At 75.5% G+C, this 24,137-nt stretch carries 13 protein-coding genes; 10 read left to right on the forward strand and 3 right to left on the reverse strand.

Annotation, left to right across the window (positions count from 1 at the left end; all coding sequences use genetic code 11):
• Positions 1-62 precede the first annotated feature (62 nt).
• Positions 63-1,967 (forward strand): molybdopterin biosynthesis protein, encoded by a 1,905-nt coding sequence (locus ACFPCV_RS30380; protein WP_378059860.1) that lies wholly within the window; start codon positions 63-65, stop codon positions 1,965-1,967.
• Here ACFPCV_RS30380 and ACFPCV_RS30385 read toward each other — a convergent pair.
• Positions 1,931-2,884, reverse strand: coding sequence for a substrate-binding domain-containing protein (locus tag ACFPCV_RS30385; RefSeq protein WP_378059862.1), 954 nt, complete (start codon positions 2,882-2,884; stop codon positions 1,931-1,933). The two genes, ACFPCV_RS30380 and ACFPCV_RS30385, sit on opposite strands and share 37 nt — an antisense overlap.
• A gap of 65 nt (positions 2,885-2,949) precedes the next feature.
• Here ACFPCV_RS30385 and ACFPCV_RS30390 point away from each other — a divergent pair, with 65 nt between their 5' ends.
• From ACFPCV_RS30390 to ACFPCV_RS30400, 3 genes are read left to right on the forward strand one after another with little or no spacing between them, the layout of a single operon-like run.
• Complete coding sequence (locus ACFPCV_RS30390; protein WP_378059864.1) at positions 2,950-3,792, forward strand: ABC transporter substrate-binding protein; 843 nt, start codon at positions 2,950-2,952, stop codon at positions 3,790-3,792.
• 4 nt (positions 3,793-3,796) lie between these two features.
• Positions 3,797-4,498, forward strand: a complete 702-nt coding sequence (locus ACFPCV_RS30395; protein ID WP_378059865.1) for an ABC transporter permease — start codon at positions 3,797-3,799, stop codon at positions 4,496-4,498.
• Complete coding sequence (locus tag ACFPCV_RS30400; RefSeq protein ID WP_378059867.1) at positions 4,495-5,487, forward strand: sulfate/molybdate ABC transporter ATP-binding protein; 993 nt, start codon at positions 4,495-4,497, stop codon at positions 5,485-5,487. Before ACFPCV_RS30395 ends, ACFPCV_RS30400 begins: the two co-directional genes overlap by 4 nt.
• 125 nt (positions 5,488-5,612) lie before the next feature.
• Here the strand turns inward: ACFPCV_RS30400 and ACFPCV_RS30405 are convergent, their stop codons facing one another.
• Complete coding sequence (locus ACFPCV_RS30405) at positions 5,613-7,778, reverse strand: non-ribosomal peptide synthetase (protein WP_378059868.1); 2,166 nt, start codon at positions 7,776-7,778, stop codon at positions 5,613-5,615.
• Positions 7,775-8,539, reverse strand: a complete 765-nt coding sequence (locus ACFPCV_RS30410; RefSeq protein WP_378059870.1) for a thioesterase II family protein — start codon at positions 8,537-8,539, stop codon at positions 7,775-7,777. The genes ACFPCV_RS30405 and ACFPCV_RS30410 overlap by 4 nt, the downstream gene beginning before the upstream one ends.
• Before the next feature lie 174 nt (positions 8,540-8,713).
• Here ACFPCV_RS30410 and ACFPCV_RS30415 point away from each other — a divergent pair, with 174 nt between their 5' ends.
• Genes ACFPCV_RS30415 through ACFPCV_RS30440 form a run of 6 tightly spaced genes read left to right on the forward strand, consistent with a single transcriptional unit; the run spans position 8,714 to position 24,124 of the window.
• Positions 8,714-9,784, forward strand: coding sequence for a hypothetical protein (locus ACFPCV_RS30415; protein ID WP_378059872.1), 1,071 nt, complete (start codon positions 8,714-8,716; stop codon positions 9,782-9,784).
• 11 nt (positions 9,785-9,795) lie between these two features.
• Complete coding sequence (locus tag ACFPCV_RS30420; RefSeq protein ID WP_378059873.1) at positions 9,796-11,214, forward strand: DUF6002 family protein; 1,419 nt, start codon at positions 9,796-9,798, stop codon at positions 11,212-11,214.
• A gap of 16 nt (positions 11,215-11,230) precedes the next feature.
• Positions 11,231-12,928 (forward strand): beta-ketoacyl synthase N-terminal-like domain-containing protein, encoded by a 1,698-nt coding sequence (locus ACFPCV_RS30425; RefSeq protein WP_378059875.1) that lies wholly within the window; start codon positions 11,231-11,233, stop codon positions 12,926-12,928.
• Positions 12,925-15,231 carry a lantibiotic dehydratase gene (locus ACFPCV_RS30430; RefSeq protein WP_378059876.1) on the forward strand — a complete coding sequence of 769 codons (2,307 nt, stop codon included), beginning with the start codon at positions 12,925-12,927 and terminating at the stop codon, positions 15,229-15,231. The genes ACFPCV_RS30425 and ACFPCV_RS30430 overlap by 4 nt, the downstream gene beginning before the upstream one ends.
• Entirely contained in the window at positions 15,228-18,677 is a 3,450-nt protein-coding gene (locus ACFPCV_RS30435) for an amino acid adenylation domain-containing protein (RefSeq protein ID WP_378059877.1), read from the forward strand. The genes ACFPCV_RS30430 and ACFPCV_RS30435 overlap by 4 nt, the downstream gene beginning before the upstream one ends.
• A complete protein-coding gene (locus ACFPCV_RS30440) occupies positions 18,677-24,124 on the forward strand; it encodes a type I polyketide synthase (protein ID WP_378059879.1) in 5,448 nt (1,815 codons plus the stop codon). The genes ACFPCV_RS30435 and ACFPCV_RS30440 overlap by 1 nt, the downstream gene beginning before the upstream one ends.
• The last annotated feature ends 13 nt before the right edge of the window (positions 24,125-24,137 follow it).

Genomic DNA, 24,137 nt, shown 5'->3' on the forward strand with positions numbered 1-24,137 from the left:
GAAGCGAACCATCAGGGCTTGGCGACCCGCGAGCGGCCGCCCGGAGCCTGCGAGGAGCGGTCATGAGTGCCGGCAGTCCCTTCGTCTCCGACGTCCCCGCCGCCCAAGCCCACACCGCCTGGCGGGAGGCGCGTGCCGCGGCAGGCTGCCCGCCGCGGGTCGGTGTCGTGGGGGTGCCGGTCGGCGAGGCCGTCGGCCGGGTGACCGCGGCACCGGTGTGGGCGCGGCGGTCCTCGCCCGCGTTCGACTCGTCCGGGATGGACGGGATCGCGGTCCGCGCCGCCGACACCGTCGGCGCCGCCGAGACGACGCCGGTGCTGCTCACCGACTTCGCGGTCGTGGACACCGGCGACCCGCTGCCGGTGGGCTACGACGCCGTGGTCATGCGTGAGCACGTCCACCGCGTCGGCGACGCGGCCGAGGTGCGGGCCGCCGTGCCGCCCTACCAGCACGTCCGGTCGATCGGCGAGGACATCAGCACGGCCGAGCTGCTGCTCCCGGAGGGCCACCGCCTGCGGCCGGTCGACGTGGCCGCGTGCGCCGCGGCCGGGGTGACCGAACTGGCGGTGCGGCGCGCGCCGGTCGTCGCGGTCATCCCGACCGGGGACGAGATCCGCCCGATCGGCGCCACCCTCGAACCCGGGGACATCCTCGACACCAACTCGCTCATGCTCGCGGCGCAGGCCCGGGAGGCAGGCTGCGAGGCACACGTCACCGACATCGTCCGCGACGACCCGTCGGCCATCACCGACGCCGTGCGGGCCGGCGCCGCGACCGCCGACCTGGTCCTGCTGATCGCCGGTTCGAGCGCCGGTCGCGACGACTACACGGCCCGCGTGGTCGCCGGTGCGGGAACGCTGGCCGTGCACGGTGTCGCCGTCCGGCCGGGCCATCCCGTCGTGCTCGGTGTCGTCGACGCGACACCGGTGGTCGGGGTGCCCGGCTACCCGGTCTCCGCCGCGTTGACGTTCGACATCTTCGCGGCCCCGCTGCTCGCCGAGCTGGAAGGCGCCGCACCCAGGGAACGGCCGTCGACCACGGCCCACCTCGCGCGCAAGCTCCCGTCCGCCATCGGCATGGACGACTGGGTCCGGGTCCGTCTCGGCCGGGTGCGGGACCGGGTCGTCGCCACCCCGTTGCCGCGTGGCGCCGGGGTGCTCACGTCGCTGATGCGGGCGGACGGGCTGCTGGTCGTGCCGTCCGGGGTGGAGGGACACCACGCGGGGGAGGAGGTCCGGGTCGAGCTGTTGCGCGGCCTCGGCGAGATCGACCGCACGATCGTGGCGATCGGCTCCCACGACCTCGTGCTGGACCTCGCCGCGTCCGCGCTGCGGGCCACCGACCCGCTCGTCACGCTGGCCTCGTCCAACGTCGGCTCGCTCGGCGGTCTGGTAGCACTTCGCGACGGCCTGTGCCACCTCGCCGGCTCGCACCTGCTCGACCCGGCGACCGGCGAGTACACGCTGCCGTACGTGGACAAACTGCTCGGCGACGACATCGCGGTGATCCGTCTCGTGCACCGCGACCAGGGCCTGATCGTGGCGCCGGGCAACCCCCTCGAACTGGCCAAGATCGACGACCTGACCCGCCCCGGCCTGCGGTATGTGAACCGCCAGCGCGGTGCGGGCACGCGCGTGCTCCTCGACCACGAGCTGGCGCGGCGGGACATCGATCCCGCCGACGTGCCCGGCTACCCCCGCGAGGAACACACCCACCTCGCGGTGGCCGCCGCGGTCGCCGCCGGCCGTGCCGACGCGGGGCTGGGGATCCTGGCGGCAGCGCGCGCGTTCGGCCTCGACTTCGTCCCGGTCACCCAGGAGCCCTACGACCTGGTCCTGCGCACGGAAAGCCTCACCGACGACCGGCTGGCGCCGCTGTGGACACTGCTCGACGCGCAGGCGTTCCGCGACGAGGTCGAGTCGCTGGGCGGCTACTCGTGCGCGGAGACCGGCAGAAGGGTCCGCTGACCTTCCGCGAGGTGGTCGACGACGCCCGCCTCGCCGAGGTCGTAACCACCGAGGCCGGTGATCGCCGCGCGCACCCCGGGATCGCTCAGCGCCTCGACGAGGGGAGCCGCGGTGTCGAGCGCGTCGGCGGACAGGACGAGGTCGTAGGTCTCCCAGGCCACGGGAAGGAAGCCCAGGTCGAGGTCGACCGCGGCGGCGCGCACGGCGAGTCCCGCGTCGGCCGCGCCCGCGGCGACCGCGAGCGCGACCTCGAGGTGCGACCCGAACTCGGGGCCGCCGACCTCGTCGGGTGCCACGCCCGCCACCTCCAGCGCGTGGTCGAGCAACACCCTCGTACCCGTGCCGGGGCTGCGCTTGGCCACCCGGAGGCCACGCACCTGCCGGATGTCCGTGATGCCGCGCGGGTTTCCGGCGGGCAGCAGCAGACCCTGCTCGCGTCGCCACAGGTGCAGCAGCGCGGGTTGCCGTCCCCGCAGGACCGCCCGCGCGAACGGCGCGTTGTAGACGCCGGTGTGGTGGCGCAGGTGCGCGGTCGCGCCGTCGGCGGTGTTCGCGGCGACCGCGGCGAGACCGTGCAGGCTCCCGCGTGCTGGCACCACCGACACGCGGTCGCCGAGGTGCCGCACGAGCAGGCTCATCGCGGGATCGTCGCTGCCCGCGAGCCGGAACGTCCGCGTGCCGCCGAGCAGCCGCCGGGCGGCGGCGGGCCCGTCGTGGCTCACCCGCGCCCGGCGCCGGGGTTCGAGGCTGATCACCCCGTGGTCGGCGAGGTACCGGTAGGCACGGCTGGCGGTGGCGGTCGTCGTGGCCTCGGCGGTGGCGAGGTCGCGGACGCTCGGCAGCTCGCTCCCCGCCGCGCGCTCACCGGCGAGCACGGCTCTGGCCAGCTCGGTACCGAGATCCAGGTAACGGGTCACATATCCCTCGACAGCTCGGCGGGTTAACCTTGTGCGCATCTGTGATGCTACAGAAGGAGTCAGGGATGAGGGCACTGGCGTTTCTGGCCGTTCTGCTGTCGCTCGCCGCGTGCGGCTCGGACCAGGCGGCCGGGCAGTCCGACGAGAGGTCGCTCATCCTCGCCACCACCACGAGCACCCAGGACTCCGGTCTGCTCGACGTGCTGCTGCCCGCGTTCACGGCGGACACCGGCTGGCAGGTCAAGCCCCTCGCGGTCGGCAGCGGGCAGGCGATCGAGCTCGGCAGGCGCGGTGAGGCCGACGTGCTGCTCGTGCACTCGCCATCGGCCGAGGAGGAGTTCGTCGCGGAGGGCACCGCCGGCGGGCGCACGCTGGTGATGCACAACGACTTCGTGCTCGTCGGACCAGCCGCCGACCCGGCCGGGACCAAGGGGGTGCCCGCGGCGGAGGCGATGCGGCGGATCGCCGCGTCGGGCGCGGGGTTCGTCTCCCGAGGCGACGAGTCCGGCACCCACGCGCGGGAGATGCAGCTGTGGGAGCAGAACCGGATCGTCCCTTCCGGACAGTGGTACCGCTCCACCGGTCAGGGCATGGGCGCAACGCTGCGGGTGGCGAGCGAGTCGTCGGCCTACACCCTGACCGACCGCGCGACTTTCCTGTCCCAGCGGGGAAATCTCGCGCTCGACGTGCTTGGCGAGGGCGACCGGTCGTTGCTGAACGTCTACCACGTCATCGAGATGACCAAGCTTGCCGGCGGCCGCGTCCAGCCGGACGGGGCCGCGGCGTTCGCCGGCTGGATCACCGGGCAGGAGGCGCAGCGGATGATCGGCGAGTTCGGCAAGGAGGAGTTCGGCCAGGCCCTGTTCGTGCCCGACGCAGGCAAGGACGAGTTCGCGTTGGGCAGCTGACCGCGTGGACGTATTCGGCGACGGCCTGCTCGAAGCGCTGCGGCTGCTACTGACCGGCGACCAGGACACGTGGGCGATCACCGGTCGCACACTCCAGGTCTCCTTCAGCGCCACGGTCATCGCGTTCATGCTCGGCGCCCCGGTGGGCACCGCCCTCGCCCTCGGCCGCTTCCGGGGCCGCCGGGTGCTGCTCGCCGTCGCGAACACGGGCATGGGCATGCCGCCGGTCGTCGTGGGGCTGTTCGTCACGGTGCTGCTGTGGCGGTCGGGCCCGCTGGGCGCGTTCGGCCTGCTCTACACCCCGACGGCGATGGTGATCGCGCAGGCCGCGATCGCCGCGCCGATCGTGACCGCGTTGACGGCCACCGCCCTGCAGCAGGTCGACCCGGACTTCCTGCTGCAGATGCGTGGGCTGGGCGCGACCCGGCTCCGAGCGCTCGGCGCGCTCCTCGGGGAGGCCAGGCTGCCGCTGCTGGCCGCCGGACTGGCCGGGTTCGGCGCCGTGGTGAGCGAGGTCGGGGCCGCGCAGATGGTCGGCGGCAACCTGGCGGGGGAGACCAGGGTGCTCACCACGGCCGCGGTGCTCGCCACCAGCCGGGGGCAGTTCGCGCTGGCGATCGCGTTCGGGTTGATCCTGCTCGTGCTCGCGTTCGCGGTGAACCTCGGCGTCACGCTCGCGCAGCACCGGCAGCGGGCGGCCGGATGAGCATCGGGTGCCGGGACCTGCGGGTCACCTCGGGCGGCCGCGAACTGGTCGCCGTGCCGTCGCTGGACATCGCGGCGGGGGAGACCCTCGCGGTCCTCGGCGCCAACGGTGCCGGGAAGTCCACGCTGCTCCGCGCGCTGGCCCACCTGGGCACCGCGACCCGGTCGGGCACGGTGCTGCTCGACGGCAAGGCAGCCACCACCGCCGAGCTGCGTGCGGCGGTCGCCGCGGTGCTGCAACGCCCGGTGCTGCAACGCATGACGGTGCTCGACAACGCCGCCGCGGGCCTACGACTGCGCGGCGTGCCCCGCCGTGCGGCCCGCCAACGAGCCGAACCCTGGTTGGCGGCGCTGGGCGTGGCGCACCTGGCCACCCGCCACGCGGGCAACCTCTCCGGTGGTGAGGCGCAACGCGTGGCCCTGGCCCGCGCCCTGGCCGTGTCGCCACGCGTGTTGCTGCTGGACGAACCGTTCGCGGGCCTCGACGCCACCTCCCGCACCGACCTGCTCGCCGATCTCCGCTCGGCGCTGGACGCCCAGAACGCGGCGGTCCTGCTCGTCACCCACGACCGCGCGGAGGCCACGGCACTGGCGGGCCGCACGGCGTTGCTGGTGCGCGGCGAGCTGCGCCAGGTCGGCCGGACCGACGAGGTGCTGGACGCGCCGGCCGACCTCGAGTGCGCGAACCTGCTCGGCTTCACCACCCACCTGCCACCCGCGCTCACCGGCCACGACACGATGCTGGTCGCACGCCCGGAACGCTGCCTCCCGCTGGCCACCGACCGGCCGCCCCCACCGGACACGATCGCCGTGGACGGCGTCCTGCGCCGCGTGGTCCCCCTGGGCGGCGCGGTCCGTCTCGACGTGGACACCACAGAAGGCCCCGTCACCGCGGTGACCACGGTGGACACCGCGATGGCCCCCGGCGACCCGGTCCGCGTCGCCGCACTCGCGGCCCACCTCCGGGAATGTCCACCGGTCACCCGCTGAGCCGCCCGCATGCCCCGCGAAGCGGGGCCCCGCCCACGGCAACCCCGACGGTGGCGCAAGCCGCCCCGCCAAGGGGCTCCCGGCCATTCCGGAGACCTGCCCGTCCGGCGAGGACACACTGGACCTCACCTGGCCGAGGGCCGGGACCGGGCGCGGCGGCGGGCCATGCGGTCGGCGATCCGGTCCGGGATGCCGTCGGGAGCGGCAGGGGACGGGTCGTCCAGGTGTGCGGCGAGGCCTGCGATCGTCGGGTGTTCGTAGATGGCGGTCAGTGGGAAGTCGCGGCCCAGGGCGGCAAGGAGCCTGCGGTGCACGGTCGCCGCGAGCAGGGAATGGCCACCCAGGTCGAAGAAGCGGTCGTGCCTGCCGATGTCGGTGCGGCCGAGGACGGCCGCCCACACGGCGGCGATCACGTCGGCCACCGCCGTGCCGGTCGCCGGGGCCGCGGTGTCGTGGGCCGGGCGCGAGTGGCGGGCCAGCAGCGCGGCGGCGTCGACCTTGCCGGTGGGGGTGAGTGGCAGGTCGGGGACGACGTCGATCGTCTCCGGGACCAGGTGGCCGGGCAGCAGTTCACCGAGCCGGGCCCGCAGGTCTGCCTGGCCCGGCTCTGCCGTGCCGTCCGCGACCACGAACGCGCGCAGCAACTGCTCCTCGCCGCGCCGGTCCGGCACCACCGCACACCTGGCCACCCCGGTCAGCGCGCCGAGTGCCACCTCGACCTCGCCCGGCTCCACCCGGTAGCCGCGCACCTTCACCTGGCGGTCCCGCCTGCCGAGGTAGACGAGGGTGCCGTCGGGTCGCCTGCGTGCGAGGTCGCCGGTGCGGTACCGGCGGACGCCCGCGTGGTCGGTGTCGAACCGGGCCGCGGCCTCCTCGGCCGGCGCCCAGTAGTCGGCGAGGAACTCGCTGCTGATCGCCACCTCGCCCGCCACCGCCGACGGGGTGCCGTCCGCCGTGAGCAGGCCGACCCGGATGCCGTGCAGCGGCCTGCCGATCGGCACGATCGCCGGCTCGCCCGCGGCACCTGCCACCGGCAGCGGGTTCTGGGCGGCGAAGCTGATCTCGGTGGCGCCGTAGCCGTTGACCAGCACCGCGTGCGCAGGCAGGAGCCTGCGGCAGCGGTCGACGTCGGCGACCGTCACCGCCTCGCCGCCGAGCAGCACGGCCCGCAGGTCCGGGAGGGGCTCTTCGAGGCCGTCGAACAGGTAGCGGAACACCGTCGGCGTGGAGTGGTAGATGCTCACCCGGTCGCGCCGCAGCACCGCCGCGAGACCGGCGAGACCGACCTCGCGCACGTCCACCGGCACGCAGCACGCGCCGCTGAGCAGCGCGGAGAACATGTCGGTGACGGCCATGTCGAAGGCGAACGAGGACACCACGCTGATCCGGTCGGCCGGGGTGATGCCGAAGTTGGTGCGGTGCAACCGGATCTGGTGCAGCACGTTGCGGTGCCGCTGCACGACACCCTTGGGCAGTCCGGTGGAGCCGCTGGTGTGCAGCACGTACGCGGGCGCGTCCGGCGCGGGCAGCGGCCGGTCCGGCCGGCCGGCCACCTCCGGTGCGTCCGCCGTGTCCAGCACCACCGCGCCCGGCGCGAGCGACTCGGCGGGCGTGCGGTGCGCCGCGGTGGTCAGCACCGTCGACAACCCGGCCTGCGTGCTCATCGCGGCCAGCCGGGGCGCGGGGTATCGCGGGTCGAGTGGCACGTACACGCCACCTACGGTGAGCGTCGCGAGGATCGCCGCGACCGTGCCCGCGCCGTGGTCGAGCAGCAGGCCGACCCTTTGTCCGCTGTGGACGCCGCCGTCGGCGAGCAGGTGCGCGAGGCTCGCGACCCTGGCACCGAGTTCCCGGTAGGTCAGCGGGACACCGCGGTCGAGCACGGCGACCCGGTCCGGGTACCTGGCTGCCGTGGCCGAGAACAGTTCGGGCACCGAGTGGTCCACACCGCCGAGCGGCTCGGCCGGTGGCGGGCCGAGCCGCTCGGTCGCGGGCTCGGGCAACAGCGCCTCGGGCGGGGTGTGCGGCGCGGCCCGCAACCTGGCGAGCACCGTGTCGAGGTCCTCGGCGACGCACCGCGCCACCTCGGCGGGCACGGTCGCACCCGGGAACTCCAGCCGTGGCCTGCCGTCCACCACGACCAGCCGGGCGACGGGCGGGATCCCGCTCAGCGGCAACGGATCCGGCGCGTCCTCCTGCGCACCACCGGTGAGCACGCGAACCGGCGCGACACCGCTGTAGCAACGCAGCACCGCGGTCGCGGCGGCCACCGCCAGCGGGTCGGTGGTCACGACGGCCCCTCGCCGAACAGGTCGGCCTCGATGGCGCCCGCGATCGCGCCGGTCTGGTCGTGCAGGAAGAAGTGCCCGCCCGGCAACGTGTGCAGCGTGAAGCCCGCGCTGGTGTGCGCCGCCCAGCCCGCCACCCTGGACGCCTGTGCGATCGGGTCGGACTCGCCCGCGAACGCCACCATCGGCACCGGCACCGGCTCGTCCGGTACGTACACGTAGTCGTCGACCCAGGTCAGGTCGGCCCGCAGCACCGGGAGCAGCAGGGCGACCAGGTCGGGCTCGGCGAGCACCTCGGCAGGCACCCCGCCGCCCGCGGTGAGCCGCGCGACCAGTTCGTCGTCCGGCAGGCGCGACACCCCGTCGAGCACGCTCCGCACCCGCTGGTCCGGCGGCACGATCCCACTCGGGTACAGCCGCACCGGTAGCGGTCTTCCTGCCCGGCGCAGTTCGCGGATCACCTCGAACCCGAGGCGTGCGCCCATCGAGTGACCGAACAGCGCGTAGGGCCGGGTGGCCGCCGCGTCGATGACCGAGGCGACGGCGACCGGGTCGACTTCCGGCCGCTCCCGGATCCGGTTCTCCCGGCCGGGCAGCCGCACGGCGGTCACCTCGACCCGGGGGCCGAACGCGCCCGCCCATGCCCGGTACGCGCTCGCTCCCGCGCCCGCGTAGGGCAGGCAGAACAGCTGCGTCCCGGCGTCCGGCCGGGGGACCGGCCTGCTCAGCCAGCGCTCGGTGGCGTCCCGTGTGGTCGGTGTCAATCGGGCCTCTCTTCGCGGTCGCCGCGCCACGATAACCCGTGAGTCACAGACCAAAGGCGAAGTTGGCGAAACCTTCCCATCGCGACCTCCGGGTGGTTAGCATCCAGCGCGCCGTGAGTAGAGCGATGCCTTTGGGGGGACCTGGTTTTGTTATCCGGGGAGCGACGGATCGTCGTGGTAGGCACCGGGGCGCTCGCCAGGTCCATCTGCTACTCACTGGCCGTCCTGTGCGCCGTACCGGTACGGGTCGAAGTGTCCGGCCGGGACCAGCGGCGCGCGGAGGAGGTCTGTTTCGTCGCCGGGACCCGCGCGGTGACCGCGGGCCGCCCGGTGCGGTTCGTCCCCCACGTGGGCGATCTGGAGTCCGTGCTCGCCGCACCCGACCTCGACGGTGTCCTGGTCTGCGCGTCCAGCCAGTCGCCGTGGGAGGCGACGACCCGCCCGTCCGCGTGGACCGCGCTGCTGCGCCGCGCGGGTTTCGGCCTCGCGCTGCCGTTCCAGGCCGAGGCGGCGCTGCGTGCCGGCCGGTTGCTGGCCACCCGCACGCCCCGGCCGTGGCTGCTCAACGGCTGCTTCCCGGACGCGGTCAACCCGCTGCTCGCCGCGCTCGGCGTGCCGGTCCTCGCCGGCTTCGGCAACGTCGGCCTGCTCGCCGCCAGCGCCCAGGCCGCGCTCGGTCTTCCCGACCAGTCCCGGCTGCGGCTCCTCGCCCACCACGTCCACCTGCACGCTCCGGCGACCGGCGTCGCCGAGGCGCTGGCCTGGGTCGACGACGAGCCGGTCGCCGACCCGGGCGCGCTGCTCGCCGCCCAGCGCGCGACCGATCGCGCCGAACTCAACCAGATCACCGGGCACACGGCCGCCCTGCTGCTCACCGCGCTGCTCGCGGGCACCCCGCTGGACACCCACCTTCCCGGGCCGCACGGGCGGCCGGGCGGCTACCCCGTGCGGCTGCACGGCACGGACCTCACCCTGCGGCTGCCTCCCGGCCTCGGCGAACCACAGGTGGTGGCGTTCAACGAGCGGGCAGCCATGGCCGACGGCGTCACCGTCGACCGGGCGACGGGCGGTGGCGGCCGGGTGCGGTTCGGGCCCGCCGCTGCCGAGGAGCTCGCCGGGCTCGCACCCGACCTCGCCGCCGGCTTCCCGGTGGGCGATCTCGACTCGGCGACCGCCGAGCTCGGCGCACTGCGTGACCGGCTGCGCGCCGAACCTGCCGGACGATTACAGGGGGTAACCGGTTGATGGGCAGTTCGATGACCAGCGCCGTGACCGACGAGCCGACCGGGACCCGGACGGCGTCGACGACATCGACGACATCGCAGAACACGCCGTCGGCGAACCTGCTGACCGACTTCCACGACCTGCTGCTGGCGGCGGTCGCCCGCTGCGTGCCGAACCCCGAACCGGTGCTCGACGACCCGACCGCGTTCTCCCCCGGCTTCGCCCTGCCGCGGCTGGACCCCGTGGTGCGGGAGTTCCTCTCCGTCGCCACCGCCCGCTGGCAGCCCGCCGGCGAGTACGCCGGGCACCGGCTGTCCCTGCTCGACCTCACCGGCAACCCCGGCACCGGCACCACGAAGACCTTCGCGTCGCTGCTGATCGTCGCCCGCGCGGTGGAGTACATCCGCCGCACCGGCGAGCCGATCGTGATCGTCTCGCCGACCTCGGCGAACAAGGGCGTCGCGTTGCGCGACGCCGTGCTGCGGGCCGTCGAGACCGGGCTGGTCACCCCGGAACAGCTGCGGGTCGTCGTGCTGGCACCGGTGTCCTGCAGGCAGAAGCTGCGGGCCAGCAGGCTCTCGACCGACGCCGGGCTGCGCGCGCTCAACCCGATGCTGCTCTACGGCGGCACCCCTGCCGACGGGGTCAAGGCGCTCGGCCGCGCGTACGTCGACGAGCACGCCGCCGCGCTGCGCGACCGCGGCGTCAACCTGTGGTTCACCCTGGAGCTGCGCAACTACCTGGTCGCGGACACCGCGCGGGCGTTCTTCGAGCAGCGGGTGGACCCGACCGACGCGCCCGGCGCCCGGCCCCGGCTGCACGCCCACGCGGTGTCCAGCGCGTTCGGCCTGCTCGGCTACCACGAGGGCCGCGCGCTGCTCGAAGAACACGGCACGGCGAGCCGGGCCACCCGCCCCGCCAGCCTGCTGGTGCAGCACCTCGGCACCCCGGACATGGTGCTCAACCTGCGGCACGGCGACTTCGACCCCGGCCACCGCCCCCGGTACGCGCCGGACCCGGCGAGCGGGCTGTTCCGGCAGACGACCGACCCGAGGTTCCCCGAGGTCACCTACGACCCGGACGAGGTGCTCGACCCGACCTTCTACACCAGGGGCCCGGTCACCTCACCGGCCATGAACGAGCTGATCGGCACGTTCGGCGGCGACGGCGTCGTCGTGTCGCTCGCCGAATGCGTGCACCGGTACCCGCTGCTGCGCGGGCTGCTCGGCGACCACCTGCCCGCCGACCTGCGCACGCTGCGCGAGTGGTCGCTGGCGATGGCGGCGACCGGGGTGCTGAACGCGGTCGACCGGGGCCTGGTCGAGGAGGGCCGCGACATCGTCGTGCACGCCTCCGGCAGCTACACGACCGCCGACTACGAGCCGCTCGACGGGTCCGCCACGACCGAGGTCGCCTCGGTCGAGGACGTCGCCGCCGCGGTACGGAGCTGAACTGACGGGGGAGCACGTGGGGGACTACACCGGGGACGAGATCGCGGTCGTCGGCATGGCAGGGCGCTTCCCGGGCGCACCGGACGTGCCCGCGCTGTGGCGCGCGCTGCTCGACGGGGTCGACGCGATGCACGACCACACCGACGCCGAGCTGCGTGAGCTCGGGCTGAGCGCGGAGCTGATCGCCGACCCCGCGCTGGTGCGCGGGCACGGCAGGCTCGCGGGCGTCGGCGACTTCGACGCCGGGTTCTTCGGCGTGCCCGATGACGAGGCGGCCGCGACGGACCCGCAGCAGCGGCTGTTCCTGGAGCAGTCGTGGGTGGCGCTGCAGGACGCCGGGGTCGACCCGGTCCGCGACCGGCGCACGGTCGGCGTGTTCGCGGGCGCGTCGGCAAACCGGTACTTCCTGTTCCGGCTGACCGACGGCGATCCGGCCGCCGACTGGGAGACACGGCTCGCCACCCGCTGGTCCCCGGACTACCTGCCCGCTCAGGTCGCCTACCGGCTCGGGCTGACCGGGCCTGCCCTCGCCGTGCAGACCGCCTGCTCCAGCTCACTGGTCGCGGTGTGCACTGCGGCGCAGAGCCTGCTGGACTTCCGCTGCGACCTGGCGCTGGCCGGCGGGGTGAGCGTCACAGAACCCCGGTTCCGGCACACCGAGGGCGGCCTGGTGTCGCCGGACGGGCGGTGCCGCGCGTTCGACGCCGCCGGGCAGGGCAGCGGGTTCGGCAGCGGGGCCGGGGTGGTCGTCCTCGCCCGGCTCGCCGACGCGCTGGAGCACGGCGACCAGGTGTACGCGGTGCTGCGCGGGTGGGCGGTGAACAACGACGGCGCCGCCCGCGCCGGGTTCGCCGCCCCCGGACTGACTGGCCAGACCGGGGTGGTGACCGAGGCACTGGCCGGGGCGGGGATCGACCCCGGCACGATCGGCATGGTCGAGGCGCACGGCAGCGGCACCAGGGTCGGCGACGCGCTCGAGGTGACGGCGCTGACCAGGGCGTTCCGCGCGGCCGGGGACACCCGCACCGAGGCGTGCGGGCTCGGCTCGGTGAAGACCAACCTCGGCAACCTCGACGCGGCGGCCGGGGTCGCCGGGCTGGTCAAGGCCGTGCTCGCGGTGCGCGAGGGCGTGGTGCCCGCGTCGCTGCACCACCGGGAGCCGGTCCAGGAGGCGAAACTGCCGGACAGCCCGTTCTTCGTGCCGGTCAAGACCGTCGACTGGCCTGGCGACTCGCGACCGAGGCGGGCCGGGGTCAGCTCGTTCGGGCTCGGCGGCACCAACGCGCACGTGATCGTCGAACAGGCCCCGCCGACGGCGCCGCGCCCGCCCGCCGCCGGGCCGTTCCCGCTCGCCGTGTCCGCCAGGACACCGGCGGCGCTGCGCGAGCTGGCGGCCGCCCTCGCCGACCGGCTCGACGACCCGGACCCGCCCCGGCTCGACGACGTGGCCCGCACGCTCGCCACCGGCCGTGCCCCCGAGCCGCACCGGGCCGTGGTGCCGTGCACCGACCACGCGACCGCGGTGGCCGGGCTGCGGCGGCTCGCCGCCGGGGAAGAGGTACCGGCCGACGGTGTGCCCGCGCTCGCGCGGGAGTGGGCCGATGGCGCCGACGTGGACCTCGCACCACTCGCCGCCCCGGCCGGAACCCGGGTGGTGTCGCTGCCGCACCACCCGCTGCGCCCGGTCCGGCACTGGCTCGGGGTGGGCTCGTGACCGGGCGCCACCTCGTGCCGCTCGGCGACACCGGCTGGTCGGTGTGGCGGGACGTGGTGCTGCGCAGCACCGGCTTCCCCGCCGACGGGCTCGCGCCGTTCTCCGCACCCGACGCCGCGGCGGCCGCCGACGCCGTGATCGCCGGCGGCGGTGACACGGAACTGTTCGACAAGGAGCTGGCCAGGGCGGTCGCGGCGGGCTCGGCGGCGTGCCGCGAGGTCGCGGGCGATCCCCGGTTCCGTGAGGCGGTGAGCTGGCAGAGCCCTTCGGTCCGGGTGGCGCTCGACGGCTTGCTGCGCGGCACCGGGCCACGGCGCAAGCAGCGGGAACGGGAGCAGGTCGTGGCCCGCTACTGGCAGCGGTACTGCGCCAAGAACGAGACCGTCGGCTTCTTCGGTCCCGCGGCGTGGGCCACCGTCGACCCGGCGGCGCCCGCGCTCACCGTCACGCCCGGCCCCGGGTTGGTGGCCGCGCGGACCGTCGAGCTGGAGCACTGGGCACTCGCCGCGTACGCACGGACGTTGACCGCCGCCCCCGGCGTACGCGGCTGGCTGCCGGTCGCACTCGCACCGCACCTGACCGTCGACGTGGACGGCAGGCGCGTGCTGCGTCCCGCGCAGCCGCCGGTGGCGTTGTCCCCGGCCGAGTTCGCGGCGCTGACCGCCGGGCGCCGCCCGGCAGGCGAGGTCGTCGCGGCCGCCGTCGACGGCGGGTACGTGCGCACCGAGGACGACGGGTGGCTGCTGGTCGACCGGCTGGTGGAACGGGGCCTGCTGGTCTGGGCCGCGGAGCCGCCGCAGACCCCGCAGGCGGAGGCCGCGCTGCGTGCGCTGCTCGAAGCGATCGGCGACGCGCGGGTGCGTGCGGCCGCGCTCGCCGGGCTGGACCGGCTCACCGCCGCCCGCGACGCCGTGGCCGGCGCGGCGGGCGACGCCGACCGGGTCGCGGCCGCGCTCGCCGCCGTCGGCGCCGAGTTCACCGCGCTGACCGGTGCCGGCGCGCAGCGCCGTGCCGGGCAGACCTACGCCGGTCGCGGCGTCTGCTACTTCGAGACCCGCCGGGACGTGACCGTCGGCCTCGGCGGGCGGCTGGTCGCCGAGCTCGCCGAGCCGCTCGCGCTGCTGCTGGGGGCCGCCCGCTGGCTGACCGCCGAGCTCGCCGCGGCCTACGGCGCCGCGCTCGGCGAGCTGTACGACGAACTCGCCGCCGACCTGGCCGACGAGGCGGCCGGGGTCTCCCTCGCCGACCTGTGGTTCCTCGCCCAGGGCGCCCTGTTCGGCGCGGGGGAGCGGCCGGTCGACGCGGTCGCCGCCGAGTTCGTCCGGCGCTGGGCCGCGCTGTTCGGGCTCGACAGCGAGCCTGAACAGCCGCTCCGGTTCACCGCGGCCGAGCTGGTCGCCGCCGCGGCGACCGCGTTCCCCGCCGAGCGGCCCGGCTGGTCGGCGGGTCGCCTGCACAGCCCGGACCTGCAGCTGTGCGCCGCCGACGCCGCCGCGGTCGAGCGCGGCGACTACCTCGTGGTGCTCGGGGAGCTGCACGCCGCCTGGCCGACGTTCGACTGCGCGGTGTTCACCCGCTGGCACCCCGACCCGGAGGGGCTGCGTGCCGCGCTCGCCGCCGACCTGGGCGAGCACCGCGTCCGTCCGCTGTACCCGGCCACCTGGCCGCGTTACTCCGGCCGCGTCGCGCACAGCCTCGACGGCCCCACCGACCACCAGCTCGGCTTCACCGACGCGCCCGGCGCCGACCAGGACCGGCTGCTGCCCACGACCGCCGTGACCGTGCGCAGGGAACCCGACGGCGAGCTGCTCGCCGTCGGCCAGGACGGCAGGACCTGGCCGCTGGTCGAGGTGTTCTCCGCGATGCTGGCCATGCACGCCGTGGACGGTTTCAAGCTCGTCGGCGGCGCCCCGCACACGCCGAGGATCACCATCGACCGGCTCGTGGTGGCGCGCGAGACCTGGCGGACCACGCTCGCCGAGACCGGCCTCGGCACGGTCACCGGTGAGCGGGAGCGCTACCTCGCGGTGCGCCGCTGGCGCCGCGCACTCGGCCTGCCCGAGCGGGTGTTCGTCAAGCTCGCGGCCGAGACCAAGCCCGTGTACGTGGACCTGACCAGCCCGGTGTTCGCCAACTCGCTGTGCGCGATGGTCCGCGCCGCGCTGCGGGCCGGGCGGGCCGCGGCGGTGACCGTGACCGAGGTGCTGCCCGACGCGGAGGACCACTGGCTGGCCGACGCCGAGGGCCGCCGCTACTCCAGCGAGCTGCGGCTGCAGCTCCTCGACCCGGTGGCGGCGTCGTGACCCCGCCACAGACCGGCATCGGGGACCTCGTGCTCGCCCAGGCACGGCGCACCCCGGACGCCGTCGCGGTGACCCAGTGGGACCGCGCGCTCAGCTACCGCGAACTGGCCGGGCGGGCCGCCGCGCTGGCCGCCGACCTGCGGGCATCGGGCGCGGGCCGCGGCCGCACCGTCGGCGTGCTCGTCGACCGGCGGCCGGAACTGGTCGTCGCGGTCCTCGGCGTGCTGCTCTCCGGTGCCGCGTACGTGCCGCTCGACCCGAGCAGCCCGCGGCGCCGCCTCGCCGACATCGCCGCCGACGCCGGTGTGGTGGCGGTGGTGACCGACGAGCCGGCCCCGCCGCTTCCCGGGGTGCCCGCCTGCCCGGTCCCGGAACGGACCGAGGAGCCCGTCGCGGGCGTGGCGCGGCCCGGCGACCTCGCCCACGTGATCTACACGTCCGGCTCGACCGGCAGGCCCAAGGGCGTGCTCACCACCCACGGCAACATCGTCGCCTTCGCCACCCGCTGCGCCGCGCTGACCGGTGTCGGCGCGGGCACCCGCGTGCTCGGCTTCTCCTCGCCCGCCTTCGACGCGTTCAGCTTCGACGTCTTCCTCCCGCTGCTCACCGGTGGCACGGTCGCGCTCGTCGGCAGCGCCGACCGGGCCGACCCCGCGCGGCTGGAGCGGTTCGTCGCGTGGCACCGGGTCGACTGGGGGTTCATCACCCCGGCCGTGCTGCGCGTGCTGGACCCCGGCCGGGTGCCCGGCTGGCGCACGGTGCTGGTCGGCGGCGAGGTCGTGGAGCCGGAGCTCGTGGCGCGGTGGACCGGCCAGGCGCGGACGGTGTGGCACGTGTACGGCCCGACCGAGACCACCGTCATCGTGCTCGCCGACCGGGTCGACGGGGCCGCCGACCCGGCCGTGGCCGAGCCGTTGCCGCTGGGCAGGGCGATGCCGGGCCACCGGGCACACGTCGTCGACGAGAACCTGGTCCCGGTCCCGCAGGGCGAGCCGGGGGAGCTGCTGGTCGGCGGTGACGGGGTCGCGCTCGGCTACCTGAACCGGCCGGGCCTGACCGCCGGGATGTTCGTGCCGGACCCGTCCGGCGGGCCGGGTGCCCGGCTCTACCGGACCGGTGACGTCGTCCGCGAGCTGCCGGACGGCCGGATCGTCTACCTCGGCCGGCGCGATGGGCAGGTGAAGATCCGCGGCCAGCGCATCGAGCTCGCCGAGATCGAGGCGGTGCTGCGGGAGCACCCGGACGTCGACGAGGTCGTGGTCGAGGTGCTGCCCGCCGCGGCGGGCCCGGAGCTGGTCGCGTTCGTCGGCGGCCGGGAGCGGCTGACCGGCGACGCGGCGCGCGAGTGGTGCGCGCAGCGGCTCACCCCGGCGATGGTGCCTGCCAGGGTGGTGCGCCGGGACGTGCTGCCGGTCAACCCCACCACCGGCAAGATCGACCGCGCCCGGCTGCGGGCGGACACCGCGCCCGCCGCGCCCGTCCAGGACAGCGGCCACGACGGCGGGGTGGACCTGGCCGCCATCTGGCAGCGGGTGCTCGGCGGGCCCCGGCCCGGTCCGGACGCCGACTTCTTCGCGGCGGGCGGGCACTCGATCGCCGCCATGCGGGTGGTCGCGGCGGTCCGCGAAGAACTGCGTCGCGACCTGCGTGCGGTCGACGTGTTCGAGGGCCGCACCCTCGCCGGGATCGCGGAACGCGTCGAGCGCGCCGCCCCGCTGCCGAGCCCGGACCTGCCGACCGGCAACCCGCCGACGCTGGCGCCGTCCCAGCGCCGGATGTGGTTCCTCGACCGGCTCGCGCCCGACAGCGCCGCCTACAACATCGCGTTCGCCGAGCGGCTGCGCGGCCCGCTGGACGTCGCCGCGCTGCGGGCCGCGCTCGCGGCGGTCGCGGACCGGCACGAGGTGCTGCGCTGGCGGGTCCGCGACGAGCGCGGCACCCCCGTGGCCCATCTCGTCCCGCCCGGCGAGGTGCCACTGCCGGTCGTCGACGTGACCGAACAGGACCTGCCCGCGCGGCTCGGCGCGGACGCCGCCACCCCGATCGACCTCGCGACCGGCCCGGTGTGGCGGGCCGTGCTCCACCGGCTCGGCCCCGACGACCACGTCCTCGGGCTCGTGCTGCACCACGCGGTCGCCGACGGCTGGTCGCAGGCCGTGCTGTACCGCGACCTCGCCGCGGCCTACGCGGGCGAGCCGCGGCCCGCGCTCCCCGCCGGGTACGCCGACTACGCGGCGTGGCGAGGCACCCGCGACGCCCGCTCCGGCGAAGCGGACCGGGACTGGTGGCGGGAGCACCTGTCGGGCGCACCGGCCACCGTCGACCTGCCGAGGGACCGGCCGCGCCCGCCGGTGCAGACCTACGCGGGGCGGACCGCGAGCGCCCCGTTCCCCGCCGAGCTGGACACCGCGGTCCGGGCGCTCGGCACCGACCTCGGTGCCACACCGTCGCTGGTGCTGCTCGCCGCGTTCGGGGAGCTGCTGCGCAGGCTCACCGGCCGGCCGGACAACGTGGTCGGCGTCGTGGTGGCCGACCGCGCGGAGCCCGCGTTCGCCGACCTGGTCGGCTTCTTCGTCGACATCGTGCCGGTGCGGCTGCGCACCGGGTCCCACACCGGGTTCGCCGAGCTGGTGCGGGCGTGCCGAGGGGAGTTCCTCGACGCCACGGCGCACCCGGCGGCGCCGCTGGAGCAGATCGTGCGGGACGCAGGCGTGCCGAGGGACCCGTCCCGCTCGCCGCTGGTGCAGGTGCTGTTCAACGTGTTCAACTTCGCGCAGCCGCGGCTCGTGCTGCCCGGCGTGCACGCCGAGCCGGTGCCGGTGCCCATCCCCGGCTCCCCGTTCGACCTGACCGTGTACCTGGTGGAGCGCGACGGCCGGTTCTGCCTCGACCTGGTCTACAACCCGGACCTGTTCGACGCGGCCAGGATCGACGCGCTGCTCGCCGACTACCTGCGGCTGCTCGGCGCGCTGGCCGGGGAGCGGGAGGCCGCGGTCGCGTCCGTCGCCGCGGACTGTCCCGGCGCCCGCTGGTGCGTGCCGCCGGCGGCGGAACCGGCACCGGTCAGGGCCGCGCCCGCGCAGGCACACCGCGGCGCCCGGCTGTCCACCCCGACCGAGCACGCGGTCGCGGCGATCTGGTGCGAGGTGATCGGCCTCGACGCGGTCGGCCCGCTGGACAACTTCTTCGACGTCGGCGGGCACTCGCTGATGATGGTGACGGTCCAGGCCCTGCTGGCCGAACGGCTGCACCGCGAGGTCAGCGTCGTCGACCTCTTCCACTTCCCGAACATCCGCGTGCTCGCCGCCCACCTGGACGGCGCGACCCGGGACGAGGACGTCCAGCTCACCGAGGCGGCACAGCGTGCGGCCGCCCGCCGCGACAGCGCCCGCCGCCGCGCCATGGCCCGCACCGTGGTCCGCGCCGCCGAACAGGAGATCGACTGATGAACCACCAGGGAATCGACGCCGACGGGGTGGAGCCGATCGCGATCGTCGGCATGGCCGCCAGGGTGCCCGGCGCGAACGACCTCGACCAGTTCTGGCACAACCTCGTCGACGGTGTCGAGTCGATCACCTTCTACTCCCGTGCGGAGCAGCTCGCGCTCGGCGTCACCGAGGAGGAGCTGGACGACCCGAGCTGGGTGTCGGCGGCACCGGTCGTGGACCGGATGGAGTACTTCGACGCCGGCCTGTTCGGCATGACCGCCCGCGAGGCGGAGCTGACGAACCCGCAGCACCGGCTGTTCCTGGAGGTGGCCCACACCGCGCTGGAACACGCCGGCTACGACCCGCACAACCACACGGGCTCGGTCGGCGTGTACGCGGGCACCGGCGCCGACCACTACCAGTGGACCAACCTGGCCCGCAACGCCGCGCTGTGGGACGCGGCCGCGGGCAACCTGGGCATCTCCAGCTCCAACTACCCGGACTACGTCGCGACGCTGGTCTCCTACAAGCTGAACCTGCGCGGGCCCAGCCTCACCGTGCACACCGCCTGTTCCACCTCGCTGGTCGCGGTGCACCTCGCGGTCGAGTCGCTGCGCAACGGCGAGTGCGACGTGGCCATCGGCGGCGGGGTGTGCGTCGAGCTGCCGCACGGGCGCGGCTACCAGGGCCTGGAGGGCTACACCTCGCCGGACGGGCACTGCAGGCCCTTCGACGCGCGGGCCAACGGCACCCTGTGGGGCAGCGGCGCGGGTGTGGTGGTGCTCAAGCGGCTGTCCGACGCGCGCGCCGACGGCGACACCGTGCACGGCCTGGTCCTCGGCAACGCGATCAACAACGACGGCGCGGACAAGGTGGCGTTCTCGGCGCCCAGCGTCGCGGGCCAGGTCGGGTGTGTCGCGCAGGCGATCGCGGTGGCGGGCGTCGACCCGCGCACGGTCGGCTACGTCGAGGCGCACGGCACCGGCACCGCGCTCGGCGATCCCATCGAGTTCACCGCGCTGTCCACCGCCTACGGCCAGGGCAGCGGTGGGCGCCCCGCCGACCGGCAGTGGTGCGGGCTCGGCTCGGTGAAGTCGAACATCGGGCACCTCAGCCAGGCCGCGGGCGTCATCGGGCTGATCAAGGCGGTGCTGGCGCTGGAGCACCGGCTCATCCCGCCCACGATCAACTTCGACTCCCTCAACCCGGCGATCGACCTCACGAACAGCCCGTTCCACATCAACACCGCGCTCGCCAAGTGGCAGACCGACGGCACGCCGCGCCGTGCCGGGGTCAGCTCGTTCGGCATCGGCGGCACCAACGCCCACCTGGTGCTGCAGGAGGCCCCGGACGTGCCGGTCCGCCCGGCGCGCACCCGCCCCGCGCACCTGCTCGCGGTGTCCGCGCACGACGCCACCGCGCTGGGCGCCGCGTGCGAGCGGCTCGCCGGGCACCTCGAGCGCAACCCGGACGCCGACCTCGCGGACGTGGCGCACACGCTGCGGACCGGCCGCACCGCCCACCCGCATCGCGCGATCGTCGTGGCCCGCGACCCGGAGGCGGCGGTCGACGCGCTGCGGGACCGGCGACTGCGCACCGGCCGGGTCGCCGACGTGGCGCCGGAGGTGGCACTGCTGTTCTCCGGGCAGGGCAGCCAGTACGCGGGAATGGGCGCCGAGCTGTACCGGTCGGAGCCGGTGTTCCGCACCGCGATCGACGAGTGCGCCCTGCTGCTGGCACCCGAACTCGCGGACACCGACGTCCGCGACCTGATGTTCCCGCCCGAGGGCGACAAGGAGAGCGCCGACGAACTGCTGCGCCAGACCCGGTACGCCCAGCCCGCGCTGTTCGCGCTGGAGTACGCGCTCGCCATGCTGTGGCGGGACCGCGGTCTGACACCGGACGCGATGGTCGGCCACTCGGTCGGCGAGTACGTCGCGGCCACGGTCGCCGGGGTGTTCACGCTGCCGGACGCGCTGCGCCTGGTCGCGACCCGCGGCAGGCTGATGCAGTCGATGCCGCCCGGGGAGATGCTGGCCGTCCAGCTCGACGAGGACTCGGTCGAGCCGCTGCTCGCGGGCACCGGCGTCACCGTGGCCACTGTCAACGCGCCCGGCACCTGCGTGGTCGCCGGACCGGCCGACGGGATCGCCGAGGTGGCCGACGCGCTGTCCGCGCGCGGCGTTTCCGGGAAGCGGCTGCGCACCTCGCACGCCTTCCACTCGGCGATGATGGATCCGGTGCTCGACGAGTTCGCCGCCGCGGTCGCCGCCGTGCCCCGGAACGCGCCGGGCGTGCGGTTCCTGTCGAACGTGACCGGCGACTGGATCACCGACGAGCAGGCGACCGACCCCGCGTACTGGGCGAGTCACCTGCGCAGCCCGGTCCGGTTCGGCGCCTGCGTCGCGACCCTGCTCGCCGCGGGCACGTGGTCGCTGGTCGAGTGCGGGCCCGGCCGTCAGCTCGCCGGGCTCGCCCGCAAGCAGCTGCCGAAGGACGCCATCGCGGTGCACTCGCTGCCGGGCCAGAACGAGCGGGCCGGTGACGTCGCCACCCTCTACACCGGCGCCGGGCAGCTGTGGGTCGGCGGCGTCCAGCTGGACCTGTTGGGCCCGCCGGGGCGGCGCGTCCCGCTGCCCACCTACCCCTACCAGCGGGTCCGCTACTGGGTCGAGCCGGACCCGCCCGGCTCGGCGCCCGCGCCGTCCGGCCCGGCTCCGGTGACCCGGCGTGGGCCGCTGCCGCTGGACGAGTGGTTCGCGGTGCCGGCCTGGCACCAGCTCGCCCCGCTGTCCGGCCCGGAGACCGCGACCGGCGAGTGGCTGGTGGTGGCGGAGGGTCCGCGTGGCACCGCGCTCGCCGAGGCGCTGCGCGCCGCGGGTGCCGCGGTGACCGAGGTGCCGCCGGCCGGGCTGGCCGACCGGGAGGCCTGCGAGGCCCTGGTCGCCGGTGGCGTGCCGGACCGGATCGTGCACGCAGCCGCGCTCGACGCCGCGCAGGCAGGCACCGACCTCGACCGCGCCTGGCTGGCACAGGACACCGGGTTCTTCTCGCTGCTCGCGCTCGCGCAGGCACTGGCAGGCCGGAACGTGTCCGGCCAGGTGCGGCTCGACGTGCTCTCCTCGGGCACCGAGGACGTGCTGGGCGGCGAGCTGACCCACCCCGAGCAGGCCACCCTCGACGGCATCGCCAGGGTGCTGCCGCTGGAGCTGCCCTGGCTGACCGTCCGCCGCGTCGACGCGCCCGCCGGTCACGCCGACGCGGCGCGGCTGGCCACCGAGCTGTGCGCGGATCCAGAACGCGCGGACGTCGAACGTGAGGACCCCGGGCGCACCCTCGCACTGCGCGGCGGGCGCCGCTGGACCGGCGGCTACCGCGGAGTCCCGCTTTCCGGTGACCGGTCCGGCGGGCTCCGCGACGGTGGCCGGTACCTCATCACCGGTGGCCTCGGCGGTGTCGGCATCTCGCTCGCCGAGGACCTCGCGAGCAGGCACCGGGCCCGGCTCGTGCTGTTGTCCCGCTCCGGGCTCCCGGACCGCGACGAGTGGGACCGCCACCTCGCCGTCCATGGCACCGATGGCCGGACCGGGCGGGCGATCGCGGCCATCCGGCGGATGGAGGCCGCCGGCGCGACCGTGCTCGTCGCGGCAGCCGACGTGACCGACCCCGCCGCGCTGCTGGCCGTGCGCGAGCGCGTGGTCGCCGAGCTGGGTGGGCTGGACGGCATCGTGCACGCCGCGGGCCTGCCCGGCGGCGGCATGGCGGAGGTGAAGCAGCGACAGGTCGCGGTCGACGTGCTCGCGCCCAAGCTGGCAGGCACGCTCGCGCTGCGGCAGGCGTTCGGTGACCTCGCGCTGGACTTCGTCGTGCTGTGCTCGTCGGTGACCGGCGTGGCCGGCGGGTTCGGCCAGGTCGACTACTGCGCCGCCAACGCGTTCCTCGACGCCTACGCCAGGGGCGAGCACGGCTGGCCCTGCCGGGTGCTGTCGCTGGACTGGGGCGGCTGGCTGGAGGTCGGCATGGCCGTGGAGACCGCCGCGCCGCCCGCCGAACCGGACCTGGTCGCGCTCGACGCCATCGACCACCCGGTGCTGCGGCACCGCGGCGCGCACGCCTGCTGGGGCACGATCGACCCGGCGGCGCTGTGGCTGCTCGACGAGCACCGCATCGCCGGGGTCGGTGTGGTGCCCGGCACCGGTCACCTCGACTGCGCCCGCGCCGCGCTCGCCGCCTGTCTTCCCGCGCCGGACGGGGACGCGGTGCTGGAGCTGTCCGACGTGGTGTTCCTCGAGCCGCTGTCGGTGCCCGACGGCACGGTCGCCGAGTACCGCGTCGAACTGGCGCCCGACGGGGTGGATGCCGCCGCCGGCACGGGGTTCGTGGTCACCAGCAGGCGGGACGGCGTGCGGCGCGAGCACGTGCGCGGCACCGGCCGCTGGGTGTCGGCAGGCGCGCGGCCGACGACCGACCTGGCCGCGCTGCGCGCCCGCTGCGCCCCGGTCACCGAAGATGCCGGGAACCCGTTCCGCACGGGCGGCCGCACCAGCATGCTCACGTTCGGCCCGCGCTGGGCGGCGCTCGGCGACACCCGCACGGGCACGGACGAGGAGCTGGCCGAGGTGCGTGCACCCGAGGCCGCGCTCGCCGACCTGGAGCGGTGGGTGCTGCACCCCGCGCTGCTCGACGTCGCCACCTCGTTCGGCAGCCGGGGCGAGGGCTCGTACCTGCCGCTGAGCTACGGCCGGGTGACTGTGCGCGGCCCGCTGCCCAGCCGGTTCGTCAGCCACCTCCGGTACACCGCCGACGGGGCCGACGCCGACACCGAGACCGGCGTGCTCACCGCCGACCTGTCGCTGCTCGACGAGTCCGGCACCGAACTGGTCTCGGTCGCCGACTTCGTGCTGCGCAGGGTCGACACCACCGAGGTGTCCTCGGGCGTCACCGGGACCGGGCAGGCGCGGACCGGCCAGGCGGCACCCGCCGACGAGCGCGGGATCCGGCCCGCCGACGGCGCCGAGGCGTTCCGCCGCGTGCTGGCCGCCGACCTCGGCCCGCAGGTCGTGGTCAACACCGAGACCGTCGCCGACCTGCTGGCGCGCATCAGCGACACCACCACCGAGTCGATCGCCGCCCAGGACACGGTGGCCGAGTCCGGTGACCCCGCCGACGAACCGGCCAGGGCCACCGAGCTGGAGGCCACGATCGCCGGGGTGTGGGCCAGGATGCTCGGCGTGGAGCGGGTCGGGGTCGACGACGACTTCTTCGACCTCGGCGGCAACTCCCTGGTGGCCGTGCAGCTGATCGCCCAGCTGCGCAAGGCGGTCGGCGTGCGCCTGCCCATGCGCATCCTGTTCGAGCAGCCGACCGTCGCGGGCCTCGCGACGCGGGTCGAGCAACTGCGCGCCAAGGACCGTGCGCAGGACGGTGACGCGATCCCGAAGCTCGCCAGGCGCGCGAAGTCCTGACCCGAGACCGACC

It is taken from the genome of Actinophytocola glycyrrhizae (assembly GCF_042653545.1).
GTDB lineage: Bacteria > Actinomycetota > Actinomycetes > Mycobacteriales > Pseudonocardiaceae > Actinophytocola > Actinophytocola glycyrrhizae.